Below are 16768 nucleotides of genomic sequence, written 5' to 3'. Positions count from 1 at the left end.
AATGAATTATTAGCGAGTCAGTGGGGCATTATAGGGAGTTTCACCCGGCTAAGCCACGCAATATCTCGATTAGCCCACTCGGGTGGTCAAATTTTGTCCACAGCCTGCCGCGTGGGGCGTAGGATGGGCGGCTTTGAGCCGCTCGTCACGGGCGAATTGCTATCACTGTTTAGCGGTGAGAGGCTGCGGCGACGATTTACGGACGAAAGGCAACCCAAAACGATTAACGGGGACAGTGATTGATTGACGGGGACAGTAAAGCGCAGCTGATGTTCTGCTAGCAGCTAGCTGACGGCTTGCGTATTGACGGTCCCTGTTCGTCTTGCTCAGGCAAACTCTTCGGACACCAGCGCGGGTTTCGCCGAAAATCCACCATCCTTGGCTTTCCCACGACAACCCCGGATGGGCTACTTTTTCGCCAGCACGTGGCGGTACACCGCGGCCGTTTTCTCGGCCATGGCGGTGTCGGAGAAGTGCTCGCGATGCCGCAGGCACGCCGCTTCGGCCATCGCCGTCCAGTCGTATCGGCCTTCGACCAGCGCCGTGATCTGCTGGGCCAAACTGCGCGAACACTGCGGATCGGCCAACAAACCTTCGCGCCGGTGCCGGATCGCTTCGGGCGTGCCTTCCACTTTTGTGGCCACCACCGGCAGGGCGGCCGCCATCGCTTCCAAGACCACCATCGGTAGGCCTTCGCCGTACAAGCTGGGCAGCACCATGGCATCGAGTTCCGCCAGCGCCTGCGGCACGTCCGCGGCAAATCCCCGAAACTCCACGCGGTCGCTGACTCCCAACCGCTGTACCTTCTCTTCGATGCGTTCCCGGTAGGCATCGCTCTCAAACGGACCGATGCAGCGGAGATGCACCTCGTGTCCGGTCTTTTTCAGATGCGAGATCGCTTCGAGCGCCACCTCCAAGCCTTTGCGTGGTCGCATCAGGGCGACCATGCCCAGCACCCATCGGCCGCCGGGCCGGGGCGTGTGTTTTCGTTCCGGCCGCACCCCCGGCACGCCGTTGTGGACCACCGAGATGCGTTGCGATGGCCAGCCACCTCGACACAGCGTTTCACCAAGACTGTTCGAAACGGCGATCAGATGGCGGCAGTTGCGAAGCGACAACCACTCCAGCGATGCGTTCAGCCGATTCACTAAGCGTCGAGCCGAATCCTGGGCGGCCGGACTGTGGACGTGATACACCCACGGCACGCCGCTGAGCCTGGACGCCAAGGCGGTCAACACGGCGGTTCGCGGTGTGTGGGCATGCAGCAGGTCGTAACGGTGCTGCCGAGCCAGTCGGCTGATGCGGTAGGCCACCGTCACGTCCAGTCGGCCCCGCATCGGCATCCGGTAACAGTTGCCGGCCGCGCCGCCGGCTTCGTCCAGGATGTCGGCGAAGCGGCCGGGTTTGACGCATACAAAATCGGCTCGCACGCCGGCGGCGGGCAGGCAGCGGCCCAGATGCGACTGAACCCGCTCGGCCCCGGCAAAGTGCTCGCCATTGACGACGTGCAGCACGGCGGCGAAACACTGCCGGTTCGGTTCGCTGCCGGTCGATGCCGCGGAAGTCATCGCGCTGCCCGCTGGACCGTTCGGTGGCAGGACCACGGCAGGGGCGTTGGCGACGTTTGCTTGGGGGACAGAGGTCCTCATCGGAATACCCGTGGTGTCAGCGGTGAACGATGGTGAAGAGAGCGGGGGAGTTGGGGATCAAAGTCAGTCGAAGGCCGTGGGTCGCATTAGTCTTGCTCGCCGAGTCGCTCGAACAACGCGGCTAGTGCGCGGCGAGCCGAACGCGGATCGGTCGCTGTGTCGAGCAACGCTTCGGCCCGTCGCTCGGCGTCGGTATCGTGCTGGCCGGACACGTCCCACAGCAGCGCCGGGCGGGACAGCGACGCCGGGCGGGACAGGGCAGGGGACAGCGTAGGCGAGGGGTCAGCAAACGAGGAAGGAGCGGGCGCGAACGATTGCAGCTGGACATCGGCTGCAGCACCGGCGACGAACGCGCCGACGTCATCGAATCCGCGAGCCGTCCGTTCGAGCGTTTCGCCGTCGGCGTTCACGCCGATCATCTGGATCAAGCCGCCGGCGTGCTGCCAACGAACCGAATCGTCGGCGGCGTATAGGCGCGCCGTATCGTGTCCACCGAAAGTCGCATTGGCTTCGACCGATTCGAAATAGCGAGCGCTGGCGTAGTAGCCCGGTCCGCTGATGCTGGCAGACACGGCCGAAGCGCTCATCCGGTCGTCACCCTCGCTGTCGTACAGTTTGGCCTCGTCCTGCCCGCCGTTTTGAGCGAAGGCATAAACGCGTTCAAACCCGTAGGCCAGATTAAAATGGGTCTCTCCGCGCAGACTGGTGAACTGCGGGCGGATGACCAGCGTTTCATCCGCGGACGAGTCGTAAACGAACGCGGTGTCTTCGCCGCCGGCCGTGGCATGCACATAGATTCGCGGAACGTCGGTGACGCGAAACGAATAACCGGCGCCGGTCAAATGCGCCTCGCCCGGCCTGGTGGTCAATTGGTCGTCGCCCGGCGTGTCATAGACCGACGCTTGGTCCGCGCCGCCGCCGCCGTCGAACGAGACCTGTTCGAACCCGTCGAACTGGACGGTCAATCCCTGCCGCAATAACCGGCTGGCCTCGCCGCTCGCGTTCCCGCCGGGATGTAAGACCAGTCGTTCGGTAGCCGTCGAGCCTTGCAGATCGATGCGGTCGCTGCCGCCATCACCCTGGATCCGCAGCGAAGACAGGCCCGTGGTGGAATCGAAGCGGTACTGGGCGCCGTTGACTTGCAGGGTAACGACGTCCGTCAGATCCAGTCGCACCTGATCGCTCTGGCCGGTTCCCAGGACCCGAATGTCACCGCCGTCGAATTGCAACAGGTTTGTAATGGCGACGGTTTCCGGACCGGCATTCTGCAAACGAAGGAAGATCGCTTGTTGGCTGCCGACCTGATAATCGAGCTGTTGCGTTGCGTCGGCGCTGCTATCGGCGCCGGTAAAACGATCGAATGATTCCAGCGGACGTCCCTGGCCATCCACAGCTTCGACCAGCGTGCCGGCGGGAATGCTCAATGACAGGATGCCATCGTGCGTGCCGCGGAGGGTGTACCACTGGTCGGGATTCAACGTCACGGTTTGCGAATCGATCATCCCCAGATCGACGGCTTGGGCCGGATCCAGTGTGGAGCTTTCGAGCGGGGGCGTCGTGTCCTGTTGGGAATCGGCCAGCAACGCATCGATGGCCGCTTCGAGATCCACCGTGTGATAGGTCAGCCCGGTCAGAGGGTCGGTCGCGGTGATGGCGGTTTCCCGTAGGTGGCCAAGGATAGCCGCCGGGTCGGTGTCGGCCGCCGGATCGGCCTGCAACATGGCTTGCCGCACCAGGGCACTCGCCGCCGCGACTTGCGGCGCGGCCATGCTGGTTCCGTCGGTAGCCGCGTAATCGTCGACGTTGCCGTCCCAGCCGAAGACGTGGTCGGGAACGCTGCTGCGCACCTGATGCCCCGGCGCTGTCAACAGATCGGCTTGCCGCTGCGAAAAACCGCTCAGCGCCCCGTCCGCGTCGATGCTTCCCACGGCGGTCACCCACCTGCTTTCCGCCGGGTAGGTCACGCGGCTGGGGAAGTCCGCGTCGAACTGGTTGCCGGCCGCGGCGACCACGATAATGCCGTCGTCGTGCAGTTGCTGGAGTTCGTCTTCCAACTGGCCCAGCACCTGGGCTTCGTTGGCTTCGTGCAGGATCGCGCCCAGCGACAGGTTCACCGTCGTGATCGGATGTTCGTAGGCGTCGCGGTTTTCATGCACCCACTCGAGGGCCGATTCGATCGCGTCCAAACTGCCGCGGCCCGAATCGTCAAAGACGCGCAGGGCCAGCAGATCGGCGCCCGGAGCGATGCCGCTGAACCCCGGACCGTCGCCAGCGAGCAACCCGGAAACATGGGAACCGTGGAAACCGGCCGGCGCATCGTCGTAGGGGTCGGCGTCGTTTTCGGCAAAGTCCCATCCGCCCACGACGCGATAGCCGGGACCGAAACCGCCCCCCAGGGCCACATGGTCCCAGGCGATCCCACTGTCGATGACCGCGATGCTCTGGCCGGCACCGTCCAGGCCGTATTGCTGACGGATTTCGGCCGCTTGCTCGAGCAACCAGTCGCTGGGAATCGCCGCGGGGTCGCCGTCCGCCGCGGGAGTCGGATCTTCGATCGAAGAGAGCACCAGATCGGCTGCCAGCGATGCCGACAGAGCCAGCCGCGATTCGCAAACACGCAGCGACCGCTGCGAGCGTCGTAGCGGGTCACCCAGCCGCCGTTGCCGCGTCGCCTGCTGGGGGAGCGCAGGATCGGCGCCGGGAGACGGGCGGTTGAAGGCGTTTTGATCGGGAACCATGGATTTCTGCAGTTTGCCCAGTTTTCGTGACAGACAAACCTAGGTCGGCACAATCGCCCGCGAACTACCCAATCGGACCCTGGCAAATTCGCCTCGACTTTTTCGCTGCGTCCCGCCGACACAACAGTACGGATCGTTACTACCCGCATTGCCTTAACCCGCATTGAGTGTTGTTACCTGCCATGTCACTCGCGCAAACCTGGGCCACGTTCAAGCTGTTGCACCTGTCGAAACCGGCTGGCGACCGCTGTCTGTACAAATCGGTGCGTGGCCAAACGGTTGCGTCCGTCCTGGAGATCAATCTGGCCGGCCTGGACCGCACAACACGGTTGATCGACTGGCTCCGCCAACAAGGCAACGAGGGGCCGATCCGCTACGCCGCCATCGATCTGTTCGAGATGGCCGAGGACGGTCACGGCGTGGGTTTGAAAACGTTCCACCAGAAACTGTCCGCCCTGGGCGTCAAACCGCTGCCGATTCCCGGCACACCAGCGCAAGGCTTGCCGCGGGTGGCCAACACGCTGGGCGCGATCGACCTGGTCGTATTCGACGCCGACCAGCAGCAGCTGGACGATCCCTTGCTGCAGACTCTGCTCAACCGCGTGACGCACCAGAAGTCGATCCTGCTGGCCCGCGACGCTCGCGGAGCCTTCCAGTTGCACGGCACCGACCGGCTGCAGGCCAGCGGTGGTCAAAGCCGCGTGGCCTAGCCGGAACAGGCATAACGGAACTCGCCAGAGTTTGGATGGGAGACCACGCGTAGCTGAAGTCGCCAGAGTTTGGATGGGGTAGCGTGTGGAGAGATATTTGCGCGGGTCCAAAGTCTGGCGACTTCGGCTACGGCATGGGGCGGGGTTCGATGGGGGTTTTGGACCGCTCGCCCGGTTGCTCGCGAACGTACTGCGGGACGGCATAGCCCGGGACGCGCTGGCGAAGTCCCGCCATCAACTGCAGCCCCGTCGCTTCGTCCACTTCGAAGTGGCCGGCTCCCTGAACGCGGTCCAGCTGATGCAGGTAGTAGGGCTGGATGCGGTGATCGACCAGCCGCAGTGACAGGGCTTCCAGAGCCGCAACCGAATCGTTCACGCCGCGCAGCAGGACGGCTTGATTCAAGACGGGGACGCCGGCGTCGATCAGGCGCGCCAACGCGCCCAGGGTCGGCCCGTCCAGTTCGGCCGCGTGGTTACAGTGCACAACCACCCAGGATGTGGCTCGCGTTGCCGCCAGCATGTCCCGCAGCGCCTCGGTGACCCGCTGGGGAATCACAATCGGCAGGCGGGTATGGATCCGCAGGCGGCGAACGTGAGGGATGCGGTCGAGGGCGCCGAGCAGCGACTGCAGCAGCGGATCCACCAACGTCAGCGGGTCGCCGCCGCTGAGCAGGACTTCCGAAATCGTCGGATCCGCCGCAATATGGTCCAGCGCCTCCTGCCACGCCTGCAGCCCCTTGGGCACGGTCTGGTAAGGAAAGTGTCGGCGGAAGCAGTAGCGGCAGTGCACCGCGCAGGCCCCGCTGGTGACCAACAGGGCGCGGCCGTGATACTTGTGCAGCAACCCGGGCAGAACACTGGCGTTTTGTTCAGCGAGCGGATCCAGCGAATAGGTGTCCGGCGTATCATTCTCTGCCTCGACGCTCAGGACCTGGCGGAGCAGGGGGTCGTCGGGATCGCCGGGACGCATCCGGGCGAGAAACTCCAGCGGCACAAATACGGTAAAATCCTGAGCTGAACGCCCGTCGGCCAGCGATTCGGGCAAATCCAGCTTCCGGCACAGCTCACCAGGGTCTCGGATTGCCCGCCGCATCGCCTCCTGCCAACGCACTTCGGGCTCAAGCGAGCAATGGGCGCGGACAGAGTCGGCTTCGCTCGTTAGAATCTCGTCCAAAAATCCCACCTGACAATTAATCTGACTCGGAGACCTGAAAAGTTGGCAACTTATAATACCAGCGATTTTCGCAAAGGCCTGAAGGTCCAAATTGACGGCGACCCCTACCTGATGATCGACATGCAGTTCGTCAAACCGGGCAAGGGCAACGCGTTTTACAAGTGCCGAATGCGGAACCTGGTCCGCGGCACGGTGCTCGAACGCACCTACAAGGGGGGCGACTCCCTGGAAAGTGCCGACGTCGAAACGGTCGATGTCCAGTTCCTGTACCGACAGGGCGAAGATTATGTCTTCATGGACAACAGCACCTTCGAACAGTACGAAGCGAGCAGCGACATAGCCGGCGACATCTGGAAGTACTTGAAGGACGGCATGGTCTGCACGATGACGCTGTACAATGGCAACGCCATCGTCGTCGAGCCGCCGAACCACGTCGAACTGGAAGTCATCGAGTGTGTCCCGGGTGCCAAGGGCGACACGGCGACCAACGTGACCAAGCCGGCCAAGTGCGAGACCGGTGCGGAATTCACCGTGCCCGGCTTCATCAAAGAGGGCAACGTCATCAAGATCGATACCCGCAGCGGCGAATACGTCGAACGGGTCAGCAACTAGCTCGCTCGAGTTATAATGACCGGACCTTAAAACGTCCGCACGGTTGCTGCGGACGCTCGCATTCTCTGTCCCTCCTACCCCAGACCGACACCATGCCCCGCCGCCTGCTTACGCCGCTGTTCGTCGCCCTGTCGCTGATCTGTTTGACGACCGGACGAGCCACACCGGCCGCCGCGCAAGACGCTGCGGCATCACCGGCCGCCGAGACCGAGTCCTCGGACGAATCCCCAGCGAAGGCGTCCCAGCCGGCTGGAAAAGCGGACGACAAGACCAAATGGATCGCCCTGCCGACGACGGCCGAAGGCCCCTGGGAAAACTGTAACTTCGGCGGCGACGGTGAGATCACGTTCGAGGACGGCGTGGCCAAGCTGGGGTTCGGTGATCCGCTGACCGGCATCCGGTTGACCAAAGAAGGTTTTCCCCGAGAAAATTTCGAGATCCAGCTGCAGGCGCGACGCACCAGCGGTTTCGATTTCTTCTGCGGACTGACGTTTCCCGTCGGCAAAGGTCACGTCAGCTTCATCCTCGGTGGCTGGTCCGGCGGTGTGGTCGGGATCAGCAGCATCGATGGGCGGGACGCTTCGGAAAATGAAACCACCGATTTCCGCACCTTCGAAAACGAGCAGTGGTACACGGTTCGCGCTCGCGTGGACGAGAAAACAATCCAGTGCTGGATCGACGACAAACAGCACGTGGATGTCGAGCGGGGCGACCACGAATTCACCATTCGCAACGAAATGGATCCCTCGCTGCCCGTCGGCATCGCGGCCTTCCAGGTGACGTCCGAAATTCGCAATGTGCGATACCGAAAGCTGGACAGTGCCGACACGACGCCAAAATCCGGATCCCAACCGTGATCGATACGGCCCACCCCGAGCATCCCCAGCATCCCGACCAGCACGAACGGTGGATGCGAATGGCCGTCGATCTGGCCATGCAGGCCGCCCAAGAGGATGAGGTGCCCGTGGGGGCGGTGATCGTCCACGAGAATCGCGCAATCGCCGGCGCGTACAATCAGCGAGAAATGCTGAGCGATCCGACGGCCCATGCGGAAATGATCGCGATCACCCAGGCCGCCGGAGCGTTGGGCGATTGGCGGTTGGAGAACTGCACGTTGTACGTCACCTTGGAACCGTGCCCGATGTGCGCCGGGGCGATCCTGCAGGGCCGCATCCCCAACGTGATCTTTGGGGCCATGGACCCCAAAGCCGGTGCGGTCGACAGCTTGTTTCATCTGCTGAACGATCCGCGACTGAACCACCGCTGTGAAGTGACCGGCGGCGTCATGGCCGAACTGTGCGCCAAGATGCTCACAGACTTCTTCGCCGCCAAAAGAGCCCAGGGCAAGAAGTAGGCTGGCGAATTTGCTGCCACGGAACTCCCCGTAGCTGAACTCGCCAGAGTTTGGAAACGCGAGCCCTGGTGCTCCAAAGTCTGGCGACTTCAGCTACGGGAAAATGCGCTTCCGGCCGAAGCGGGCAGAAAACGATTTCGATTGCGCTCAGTACGCTTCTTCGCTGCGGATGCCTTTGCGTTCGTTGTTCAGCAGCGAATCCAGGTTCCGGTTCTGCTGCTGCTGGAACATCGAGTTCTGCTCGAACAGGTTCTGCTGCAACGCTTCTCGCTTCGAACCGGAATGGGGCAGGGCAAAGTGTTCGTCCACTGCTTCGGCATCGGCGGGCGCGTCGTCGGCTTGCTCCGATAACCGCTCCCGCTGCAGCACCGTGTCACCGCGATAGAAGGCGTACTGGTCTCCATCGTGCACGGCGATGACGGTGCTGGTGCCACGGATGTCGTCGGCGATGGCCAGCCCGCGCAGGTCCGTATCTTCCGAGACGAAATCTTCGTTTTCCGAACCGATAACCTTGACGTGAACGTCGCTGAGAAACGCATCCTCCACGGCGTCCTTGACGCTCACCCGTACCCGTCCCGAGGTGGCGTCTTCGTCGACCAACAGCCTCAGCGGGCTGACCAGTACCAAGCCCGAGGCGTACAGATTATCGCCGCGGCAAACCAGCAGGTATGCCCCTTGTTGTTCCAGCGGCAATTCCATCTGGATGCTGCGATCGCGGTAGTCGTGGCCGTCGCCGAGGTCGATGGCCTCTTCGTGGTGCGGTTTGATTCCAGCCAAATTAATTGCGGTGATGCGGTCCAGGTTCCGCTGCATCAACCCGAACTTCATCAAGTCGATGCGATAGACCTTCAGGTGCGCCTCGCCCAGATTGCGGAAGCGGAGGCTGACCTGTTTGGGATCGTCCGGCCGCAGCGTGGTGACTTCGTCGATTTCGATCGACCGCCGTTCGAAAAACTGAATTGCTTGCGCGGCATCGACAAAACGCTGGCGCACCTTGGCGTACTGCGTGACTGCTTTTTCCGCCTGCCCCAAGCTGTGGTAGATCTGCCCCATGATGTAGATCGCCTCCCAGCGGTTGTCCGCCGCCCGCGTGCGAGACGATTCCGGCACCGCGAACGTCGCTTCGGCCACCTTGCGGCACATCTCTAGCGCCTGCTCGGGCTGGCCCAGTTCGAAATAGCAGTAACCGATGATGTACCAGAAGGAATCCAGCAAGCGGCTTTGCGGGTATCGCTGGGCATACGTCTCGCAGCGGCGGATCGCGTGTTCGTACTGCTGCAGGTCCAGCAGGGCGGTCGCCAGCGCGAAACTGGCTTGATCGTCGGCGGGATCTTCGGGCCAATTCGTAATGAAATGATCCAGCATCTGCACGGCGGCTTGAATTAAATGCACGCGGGTGATGCCGGCGTCTTTCATCCTCTGGTCTTCGCTCGCCAGGGCAGCACGGCGATAGGTTTCCTGGGCGAGCGCGTAGGTGGCCTGTGCGATGTAAGATTCGGCCGGATAATCGCGCAGCAACTGCTCGAGCAACTGCAAACTGCGAATCGCTTGCCCGCGTCCATCCAGAAACCCTGCGATCTGCGACTCGCGTTCGAAACTGCCCTGGACCGTCGCCCGATAGACCAAGTAACTGCGTTCGAACTCGCTGAGTTGTCGATACGACTGGGCGACCTGCAGGATGTCCTCGAAGGAGTGTTCGACGTCGGGATACTTTTCCTTCAGCACCTCGAAGAAGCGTACGATCTGGTCGTGGTCTTGGTCGGCCAGGGCGATGGCGAACATCCAGCGATGAACATTCTTGAACGGTTCGTCCTTCAAACGCCAAGATTCCAGCAGCGTCTTTAGATGCTCGGCCGCGGCCTTGTAGTTCTTCCGCTGGAACTCCTGCTGGCCCAGGTGGTACAGTTCGTCGGGCGTTTGGCGGTAGGGGTCGCTGGAAGTCTGACCGGCGGGCAGTACCGTGAGGTTGCTCGCCCCGGCCAAGGCAAAGCGATCCGGCTCGTAGTAGCTCTGCAGAATCGTCTGCGGCACCTCGTACCGACCGGGTACGTTGCCGACCAGCGTGTAGCTGATGTTGCTGGGGTACTGCGTCGTACCGATAAAGAACACGATGCGTCCGGCTTCGACTTCAAAGCGTTCGAAGCTTCCCCGCACCGAGTCTTCCAGAACCGAGCATCCCGCCGGGATCGATTCGATGGCCACCAGATAATCGTAGGGCCGATCGGTCCGCGGCCCGCTGGTGCGTCGCCGGGGCATCAGGGTCACGTCGGCGCGATTTCCGACGGGCAATTCGGTCAAGGGATTATGGAAGGATGAATAGGATCCGTCGACGATGCGGAAACCTCGTGGTACGGGCCGCCCAGCGAACAGCCGCGGAGCCGGTTCATAGCGTCGTGCGACCGTCCAGTCCTGGGTCGAGGCGTGAATCTTATCGGCTTCGATAAAACCGCTCAGCACGACGGAATACGTAAAGGTTGCGCGGCCGTTCAGCCGCAGCTCCACTCGCTGCTCGCCTTCGGTGTTCAAAGCATCGCGAGGAACCGCAATCTGGCGACTGGTTTGCCGCCGCGGATCAATCGACAGCCGCTGCACGTCTCGACCATTGACGGCCACATCCAGGGTGTAGGTTTCGGTTTGCGGAGTGGCCCGAGCATGGTGCTGGGCCAGGGCCAGAACGACCGGTCCGTTGGCTTTCTCCACCGGCCACCGCGAGCCGGTACGCTGGGCCCACAACCAATCGGCTAACTTCGCCGTTTGGGCACCCCGCACATCGACCGTTTGCAAGGCCAATAGGTGCAGCGCCCGAAGTTCCACCAGGTTGCGCATCGACGGCGCCACAGCATTCCGCTGCGAAGCCTGAAAGGTCTTTTGATCTTCCGGCAAATCGATCAAAGGGAACAGTTCCCGAGCCATTTCCGGGTGGTTCATTTCCGCGAGGGCCAGGGCCAGATAGATCAATCCGCCTGGGCCCAAGCGGTTGCGTTCGCGAAACAGTCGATTGGCGTATGCGAAATCGCCACACTGGCAGACGGCCATCGCGTGCACCAGCACGGCTTGCCGCTGCAGGTCGCCGGCTTGGGAGGCCGTGAAGGCCGATTGCAGGTACGCTTTGCCTTGCTCGAAGGCGGTTTCGGGAACGGCCAATCCCGCACTTCGCGCCGCCGACAGGGCCCACATTACGCGGGCCGAGAGGATGGCATCGGAGGAGCCGTGCTGCGCATTGGCGGCCCACGACCATCCGCCCTCCTGGTTCTGGATCCCGACCAGGTACGTGACGCCGGCCACCACACGCGCATCCAGTGTCCTGGCTTGGGCAATCTGGCCGTGCGGCGTGTCTCCCAACATCTTCAACAACGCCGTGCCCGCCAGCACGTCGGTGATGCTGCGCTGCAGCGGATCGCGGACGGGCAACCCACAACCAAAGAACACGCCGTCGGGAACATCCTCCAACACGGCCTGCAGCAGTGTGCGATTTAGGTTGGGCCCGATGTTGATTTGAAGCGTCATCGTTTCGGCGGGCACCGGTTGGTCGAACGCCAACAGCGCCAGGGTGCTTTGCGATGCCGTCCCACTGGCCGTTCGGTACACCGGGAAACCGGCGGCTCGCGCCCGGACCGACGACCGCGTGGTGACCGGGGCGCGGTCACCGGCCTGCACGGTCAACTCGAACCGTATATCGCCCGCTTCTCCTACTTCCACCGGGAACGCAAGTTTCTCGATGCCTGGTCCCTGTACCTCGATCGTCTTCGATAACGTCACCGACTTGCCGGCCAGGGAAGCCTGAAATTGCACTTGGATGCTGTGGTCACCCTCCAGGGAGTTGTGAATTTCTACGGGAATCTCGGCCGCGTCTCCGACCGTGAATGCCAGCGGCAAACGCATCTGCGCAAATAGATCTTGCTTGGTGATCAAACGCAAATCGGTTTGGCCGGCGAGCGTCTCTGAGGTGATCCCCCGCGTTTGCAGACGCCAAGCCGTGGACCGCGAGGGCATGGTCAACATCACTGTCGCTTTCCCCTCGGCGTCGGTCTGGACGGACGGATCCCAGAACGCAGTTTCGGAGTATACCGGCGTCGGCAGAACGCGGGCTTGAGGTTCGCCGGCCAGGTCATCCCATAGAGTCCGATCCTGTTCATCCAAGGCCAGAAAGCGGCCACCGTCGGTTATGACGTTCAGCTGCACGGCGGCGGCACGGGACTTGGCAAACGCGGCATCGCCGAGGACCTCGCCGCCCGCCCCGGCGTAGCGACCTGCGGAAATCGGCATGTCGGATGCCATCCAATCGGCCCTGTCTTGTAACTGACGCATTCGCAGGCTCAGCGATTTATCCTGCTGCAGCGCACCGCCGCTGGACTGCTGGGAACCTTGCCCAGGCATGGGCAATGCCAAGCTCTGACCGACCTGCGAACCGAAGGGGTCCATGGCGTCGTATTCCATCGCCCCGGAGAAAGGGTGGTCGACGGGTGCCGACGCCGGTGCTTGTTCCCGCAGCCGTTCCAGAGCGCGCATTTCTCGCTCGAGGATGGCCACTCGCTGGGATTCGTCCAGCAGTGACGGACTGATCTTGCGCGTCTGCGGCTGGTACTGGAACGTACAACTGGTGGCTTGGCGAACGGCCGTTCTTCGCTTGCCCTGATTAAAATAGGCGTCCAGCGCCGCCTGCGATTCGGCAAACCGGTCCAGCAGATTGGCCTGCACCAATGCCAAGGACAGTTCCGCCGCAACCGGTTTGCCCTGCGGGTCGGTAACGCGGATCTGCACCGGCAACTGGCTGCCGGCCGGGACGTCCGTCGCTCCCTCGGCTCTACCGTCGAACTGCAGGGCGATTTGCAGATTCTGTTGAACTCGAAACTCGCTGGAGGTGGCGTGAAAGCGATTCCGCTGCATCACGGCGACCGACAGATAGAAGTTCGGAGCAAACGCCGATTCGATAGGAATCTCGATCGTATTGTCGCCACGCTCGAGCGTTACCAAGCGGTAGCCCAGAACCGAAGCCCCGTCGAAGGTCAGCAGTGCTAGCGCCGGATCCTCGCGCCAGTGAACGTTCACCCGAGCCGTCTCGCCGACGTCATAGCGGTGCCGCTCGGCCAAGATGCGCAGCCGGGTTTCGTCTTCGTCGCCCGAGGCCTGGATCTCGTGTTGGCCGCTGATCTGCTGGCCAAAGCGATCCGTCCCCGTAGCCCGGATCATGTACTGCCCGGATGTGGGCAACGCGAGTGTCAACGTCGCTTCGCCGCTGGCCGGATCGGTCGTGACACGGTGCGATTCGACCGTCTCCTCGATCTGCTGCGACGACTTCTTCGATCGGCGGATCACGTCCACATTCAAGTCGGTGCCAACACCCTCGCCGGCCGGATCGACCACGTGGAACCGGGTCTCGAACGTTTCGCCCTGCAGGTAGACGTCGCGCGTCGTTTGCACATCGATGGCAAAGCCTCGCGTGGCCAGGTACACGGTGGCCGTAGCGCCAACGTTGCGATGCGGATAACGCACGCTCAGCGTCAGCGGTTGGGACTCGCGGAACCGCTGCGTGTCCAGCTCCAGCTGGACCTGTCCCTGGGCATCGGTCGTCGCCGTACGAACCGGGCTGTCTGACCCCAGTTGGTATTCGATCTGTTCCTCGGCCAGCGGCGTTCCGTAGTAGTACTGCAGGCCCACCGTTCCGGTAATCGTTTGGCCGCGATAGTAAACTTTTCGATCCAAATCGATACGGATCTCCACGGGATCCAGATCGTACTCGGCGACTTGAAAACGTGTTTCAAAAGACAACGATCCAGCTTTATCCGCCGGGCCGCGCGAACGTCGATGCAGGTGGATGCGGTATTCGCCTTGTACCGCAAAGCGCGGCAGCAGGAGGTGCCCGTTGATCGAACCGAAGGCATTCAGCCGGACTTCTCCGGATTGCAGTTGTCGGCCGCTGCTGTCGTACACGTCCAACCGGAAGGTCTCATCGGGCCGGAAGGTGAAGCGATCCTCGTCGACCCACCGGACGATACCCCTGATGTTCACGACCTGCCCCCCGCGATAGACCGGACGGTCGGTGTACAGGTAGCCGCGGGGGGTCAGTCCGACCGGAACTTCCAGGCCCTTCAGATTGTTGACCGTTGCGGCGACGTGTCCTTGTTGAATCGCAAACACCCGCAGGTCTTCCACGGTTTTCAAGCGGTCGTGACGGTGCTGCAGCACGCCATCGGGACCGGTCACCGCTTCGGCGAACACTTCGTCTCCGTCGCTCATCAATACGCTGACCTCGGGCATCGCTTGGCCGGTGCGCATGTTCTGGGCGAACAAAAACAATTCCTCTCGAGACGCTTTGACCACCACGTCCAGATCGCTGACGACCACCATCGTCGTCGCTTCCAGTTTGTCACTGCTGACCGTTACGGCCGCCACGCCGGGTTCTTCCAGCGGAATGTCGATCACTTCATCGATCGCCTTGTAGGGCGCATCGTCCGCGACCTGGTGTTCGAATTGCTGGTCCGGATCAATCAGAGCGATGTCCAGCGATTCGACTCCCGTGGCTAGATGCATCTTGCGAAAGTAATCCGCCATATCGATGCGGTAGACCTTCACCTGCACCGACTGCAAGTTCCGCGTCGAAAGCCGGATCTGCGGCTGTTGGTCACTGCGGAACTTGCGTTCGGTCGAAATCTGCAACTGGGGCTTGGTCATCCGCTGCATCCGCACCGTCGCTTGTGACTGCCGGTCACCCTGCACCTTCTTGTAGGCCTCGAGTGCTTCGGGCAACTGGTGCAGATGATCTTCCAGCGTGACACCGATCATGTACGCGGCCTGCGAGGCCTGCGGATGCTGGGGGTATTTGCTGACCAGACGGCGCCAATCGGCGATCGCTTGTTCGAACCAATCGGTCGCCTGCTGGGGCGTCGTAGCAGAAACCTCGTCCGCAGTCTCATCCTCTGGCTCTGTCTTTCGGACCAAAGCCAAGGCCTGGTCGTAGTGCATGCTGCCGAACTGGAAAAGAATTGTGGGGGCGCGAGGATCGAGCGGATACTGGTTCAGGAACGTCTGCCACAATCGGCGGGCGTCGGCGTAGCGCTGCTCCTCACGCGCCGCGGCCGCTTGCGCATACTGGGCGTTGACGATTTGCTGTTGCACCTCGGGCCAATGAGGGTTCGTCGGGTGCTGTTGTAGGAATTCCTGCCAAGCCTCGATGGCTTGATCGTATTTACCTTGGGCCAACCATTGCTGGCCCAGCATGCGACGGGCCTCGGCCATCAGTTGTTCATCGTCGTAGTCGTCATTGGCCAGCAACGTCTGCAATTGTTCGACGGCTTGGACATGCCGGTTGTGATGCGCGAATCCGCGAGCGATTTCGATTTCCGTTTGGGGGGCCAGCCGGTGCATGGGATGTTGCTTGAGAAACCGGCGAGCGAGGGACACGGCTTGTTCCAAGGAGGCCACATCGGGCGGCTGCGGCAGACCGTACGTGTGGGGCAGCCGATAACGCGCTCGAGCCACGAAGTCGACGATCGAGTTGGCGGCGTCTTCGCCGGTTGGGTCATCCTCCTGAACCTCGCCGTCGCCTGCCGCCTCCTCGCTCGCCTCGCCATCGCTGGCTGTCGCTGGCGTCGCGGTATCGGCGTACTGGCGAATCAGGTCCTGCCAGGTGCGGCGTGCTTCGCTGGCTTGGCCTGCAGCCAGCTGGACGGTCGCCAAGCGGAACTGAACTTCGGCCAGCAAGCTGGGGCGCCGCAGCCGTTCTTGCTCCGCCGCCGCGTAGGTCTCGAGTAATTGCTGGTAGGCGGCGATAGCCTCGGCGTGCTGACCCAGTTCCTGATGACAACGCGCGATCTGAAACTCGATGCGTTGCCGCAGCTGCACCGACGGCTCGAGCTCGATGGCTTGCTGATAGAACGCCAGCGCCTGCTCGTAGTCCGGCTGCTTTTCACCGCTGGGATCCTCCGCCGGCTCGCCTTCGAAGAACCGCTCGGCAAACTCCAAATAGATGCCGGCCAGTTCATCCTTGCGGTCTCGCGACAGCAGCCGTTCGGCTTCGGCCTGATAGATTTTGCCCGCCTCGTCGTAGCGTCGCTGCAGGGCGTGGATCCGAGCGCGTCCGAAGCGAGCGCGGCTGATCCAGGGACTGTCCGGGTGATCCTCTTCCAGCGTGGCGAACGCTTCGCGGGCCTGTTCGTAACGCTCCGCTTCGGTCAGAGCCACACCCTGCAAGTACCGCAGGTAGTCGGCTGATTCGCCCGGCTCTCGATCGAGCGCCGTTTCGATACGCCGAACCGCCTCGTCGTAGTCGCGTCCCTGCATCGCTTGGTGGATGCCGCGATCGATCGTGGGCAGCAACGTGATCGCCGACGCCTCGGCGGACTCCTGGCCGCCAGCATTCGGATTGTCGGCCACCGCGCCGAGCCTTGGTGAATCCGGTTCCGCGGCCTGGCAGATCCCTGCACCGACCAGGAGGCAAACCGTGACGGCAACGAACATTTCCCGGGCAGCATTGCGCATGACACATCCACCTTTTTCGGTTCGACAAGAGCCCCACCAGTGGCATAGGCTTC

General features: G+C 62.5%; 8 protein-coding genes. 4 read left to right on the top strand and 4 right to left on the bottom strand.

The genetic code is table 11. The features are described 5' to 3' along the window. Positions 1-407: 407 nt before the first annotated feature. Both GE027_RS20215 and GE027_RS20210 read right to left on the bottom strand, forming a co-directional pair. Positions 408-1649 carry a glycosyltransferase gene (locus GE027_RS20215; protein WP_153559042.1) on the bottom strand — a complete coding sequence of 414 codons (1242 nt, stop codon included), beginning with the start codon at positions 1647-1649 and terminating at the stop codon, positions 408-410. 86 nt (positions 1650-1735) lie between these two features. After that, complete coding sequence (locus tag GE027_RS20210) at positions 1736-4387, bottom strand: S8 family peptidase (RefSeq protein WP_153559041.1); 2652 nt, start codon at positions 4385-4387, stop codon at positions 1736-1738. 182 nt (positions 4388-4569) lie between these two features. Here GE027_RS20210 and GE027_RS20205 point away from each other — a divergent pair, with 182 nt between their 5' ends. Next, complete coding sequence (locus tag GE027_RS20205; protein WP_153559040.1) at positions 4570-5097, top strand: hypothetical protein; 528 nt, start codon at positions 4570-4572, stop codon at positions 5095-5097. A gap of 127 nt (positions 5098-5224) precedes the next feature. Here the strand turns inward: GE027_RS20205 and epmB are convergent, their stop codons facing one another. Further along, a complete protein-coding gene (gene epmB, locus GE027_RS20200; RefSeq protein ID WP_261344074.1) occupies positions 5225-6208 on the bottom strand; it encodes an EF-P beta-lysylation protein EpmB in 984 nt (327 codons plus the stop codon). A gap of 105 nt (positions 6209-6313) precedes the next feature. Between epmB and efp the strand changes: the two genes are divergently transcribed. The 3 genes from efp (at position 6314) to tadA (ending at position 8237) form a co-directional block, all read left to right on the top strand. Continuing rightward, positions 6314-6883 carry an elongation factor P gene (efp, locus tag GE027_RS20195; RefSeq protein WP_153559039.1) on the top strand — a complete coding sequence of 190 codons (570 nt, stop codon included), beginning with the start codon at positions 6314-6316 and terminating at the stop codon, positions 6881-6883. A gap of 92 nt (positions 6884-6975) precedes the next feature. Next, positions 6976-7740, top strand: a complete 765-nt coding sequence (locus tag GE027_RS20190; protein WP_153559038.1) for a 3-keto-disaccharide hydrolase — start codon at positions 6976-6978, stop codon at positions 7738-7740. Then, on the top strand, positions 7737-8237 hold the full coding sequence (tadA, locus tag GE027_RS20185) for a tRNA adenosine(34) deaminase TadA (RefSeq protein ID WP_261344073.1): 501 nt from the start codon (positions 7737-7739) through the stop codon (positions 8235-8237). The genes GE027_RS20190 and tadA overlap by 4 nt, the downstream gene beginning before the upstream one ends. Positions 8238-8384: 147 nt before the next feature. Here the strand turns inward: tadA and GE027_RS20180 are convergent, their stop codons facing one another. Continuing rightward, the gene (locus GE027_RS20180) at positions 8385-16715 is read right to left on the bottom strand and encodes a tetratricopeptide repeat protein (protein WP_153559037.1); all 8331 of its coding nucleotides are present in this window, start codon (positions 16713-16715) and stop codon (positions 8385-8387) included. Positions 16716-16768: the final 53 nt, after the last annotated feature.

Source organism: Roseimaritima sediminicola, from assembly GCF_009618275.1.
In the GTDB taxonomy this organism is placed as follows: Bacteria; Planctomycetota; Planctomycetia; order Pirellulales; family Pirellulaceae; genus Roseimaritima; species Roseimaritima sediminicola.
The sequence above is the reverse complement of the archived record's forward strand: the minus strand, read 5'-3'. Positions and strand labels throughout refer to the sequence as shown.

Bases quoted from the DNA above. Each gene is read 5' to 3' on its own strand.
- GE027_RS20215 (WP_153559042.1), bottom strand. From the start codon at position 1,649: ATGAGGACCTCTGTCCCCCAAGCAAACGTCGCCAACGCCCCTGCCGTG.
- GE027_RS20210 (WP_153559041.1), bottom strand. From the start codon at position 4,387: ATGGTTCCCGATCAAAACGCCTTCAACCGCCCGTCTCCCGGCGCCGAT.
- GE027_RS20205 (WP_153559040.1), top strand. From the start codon at position 4,570: ATGTCACTCGCGCAAACCTGGGCCACGTTCAAGCTGTTGCACCTGTCG.
- GE027_RS20190 (WP_153559038.1), top strand. From the start codon at position 6,976: ATGCCCCGCCGCCTGCTTACGCCGCTGTTCGTCGCCCTGTCGCTGATC.
- GE027_RS20180 (WP_153559037.1), bottom strand. From the start codon at position 16,715: ATGCGCAATGCTGCCCGGGAAATGTTCGTTGCCGTCACGGTTTGCCTC.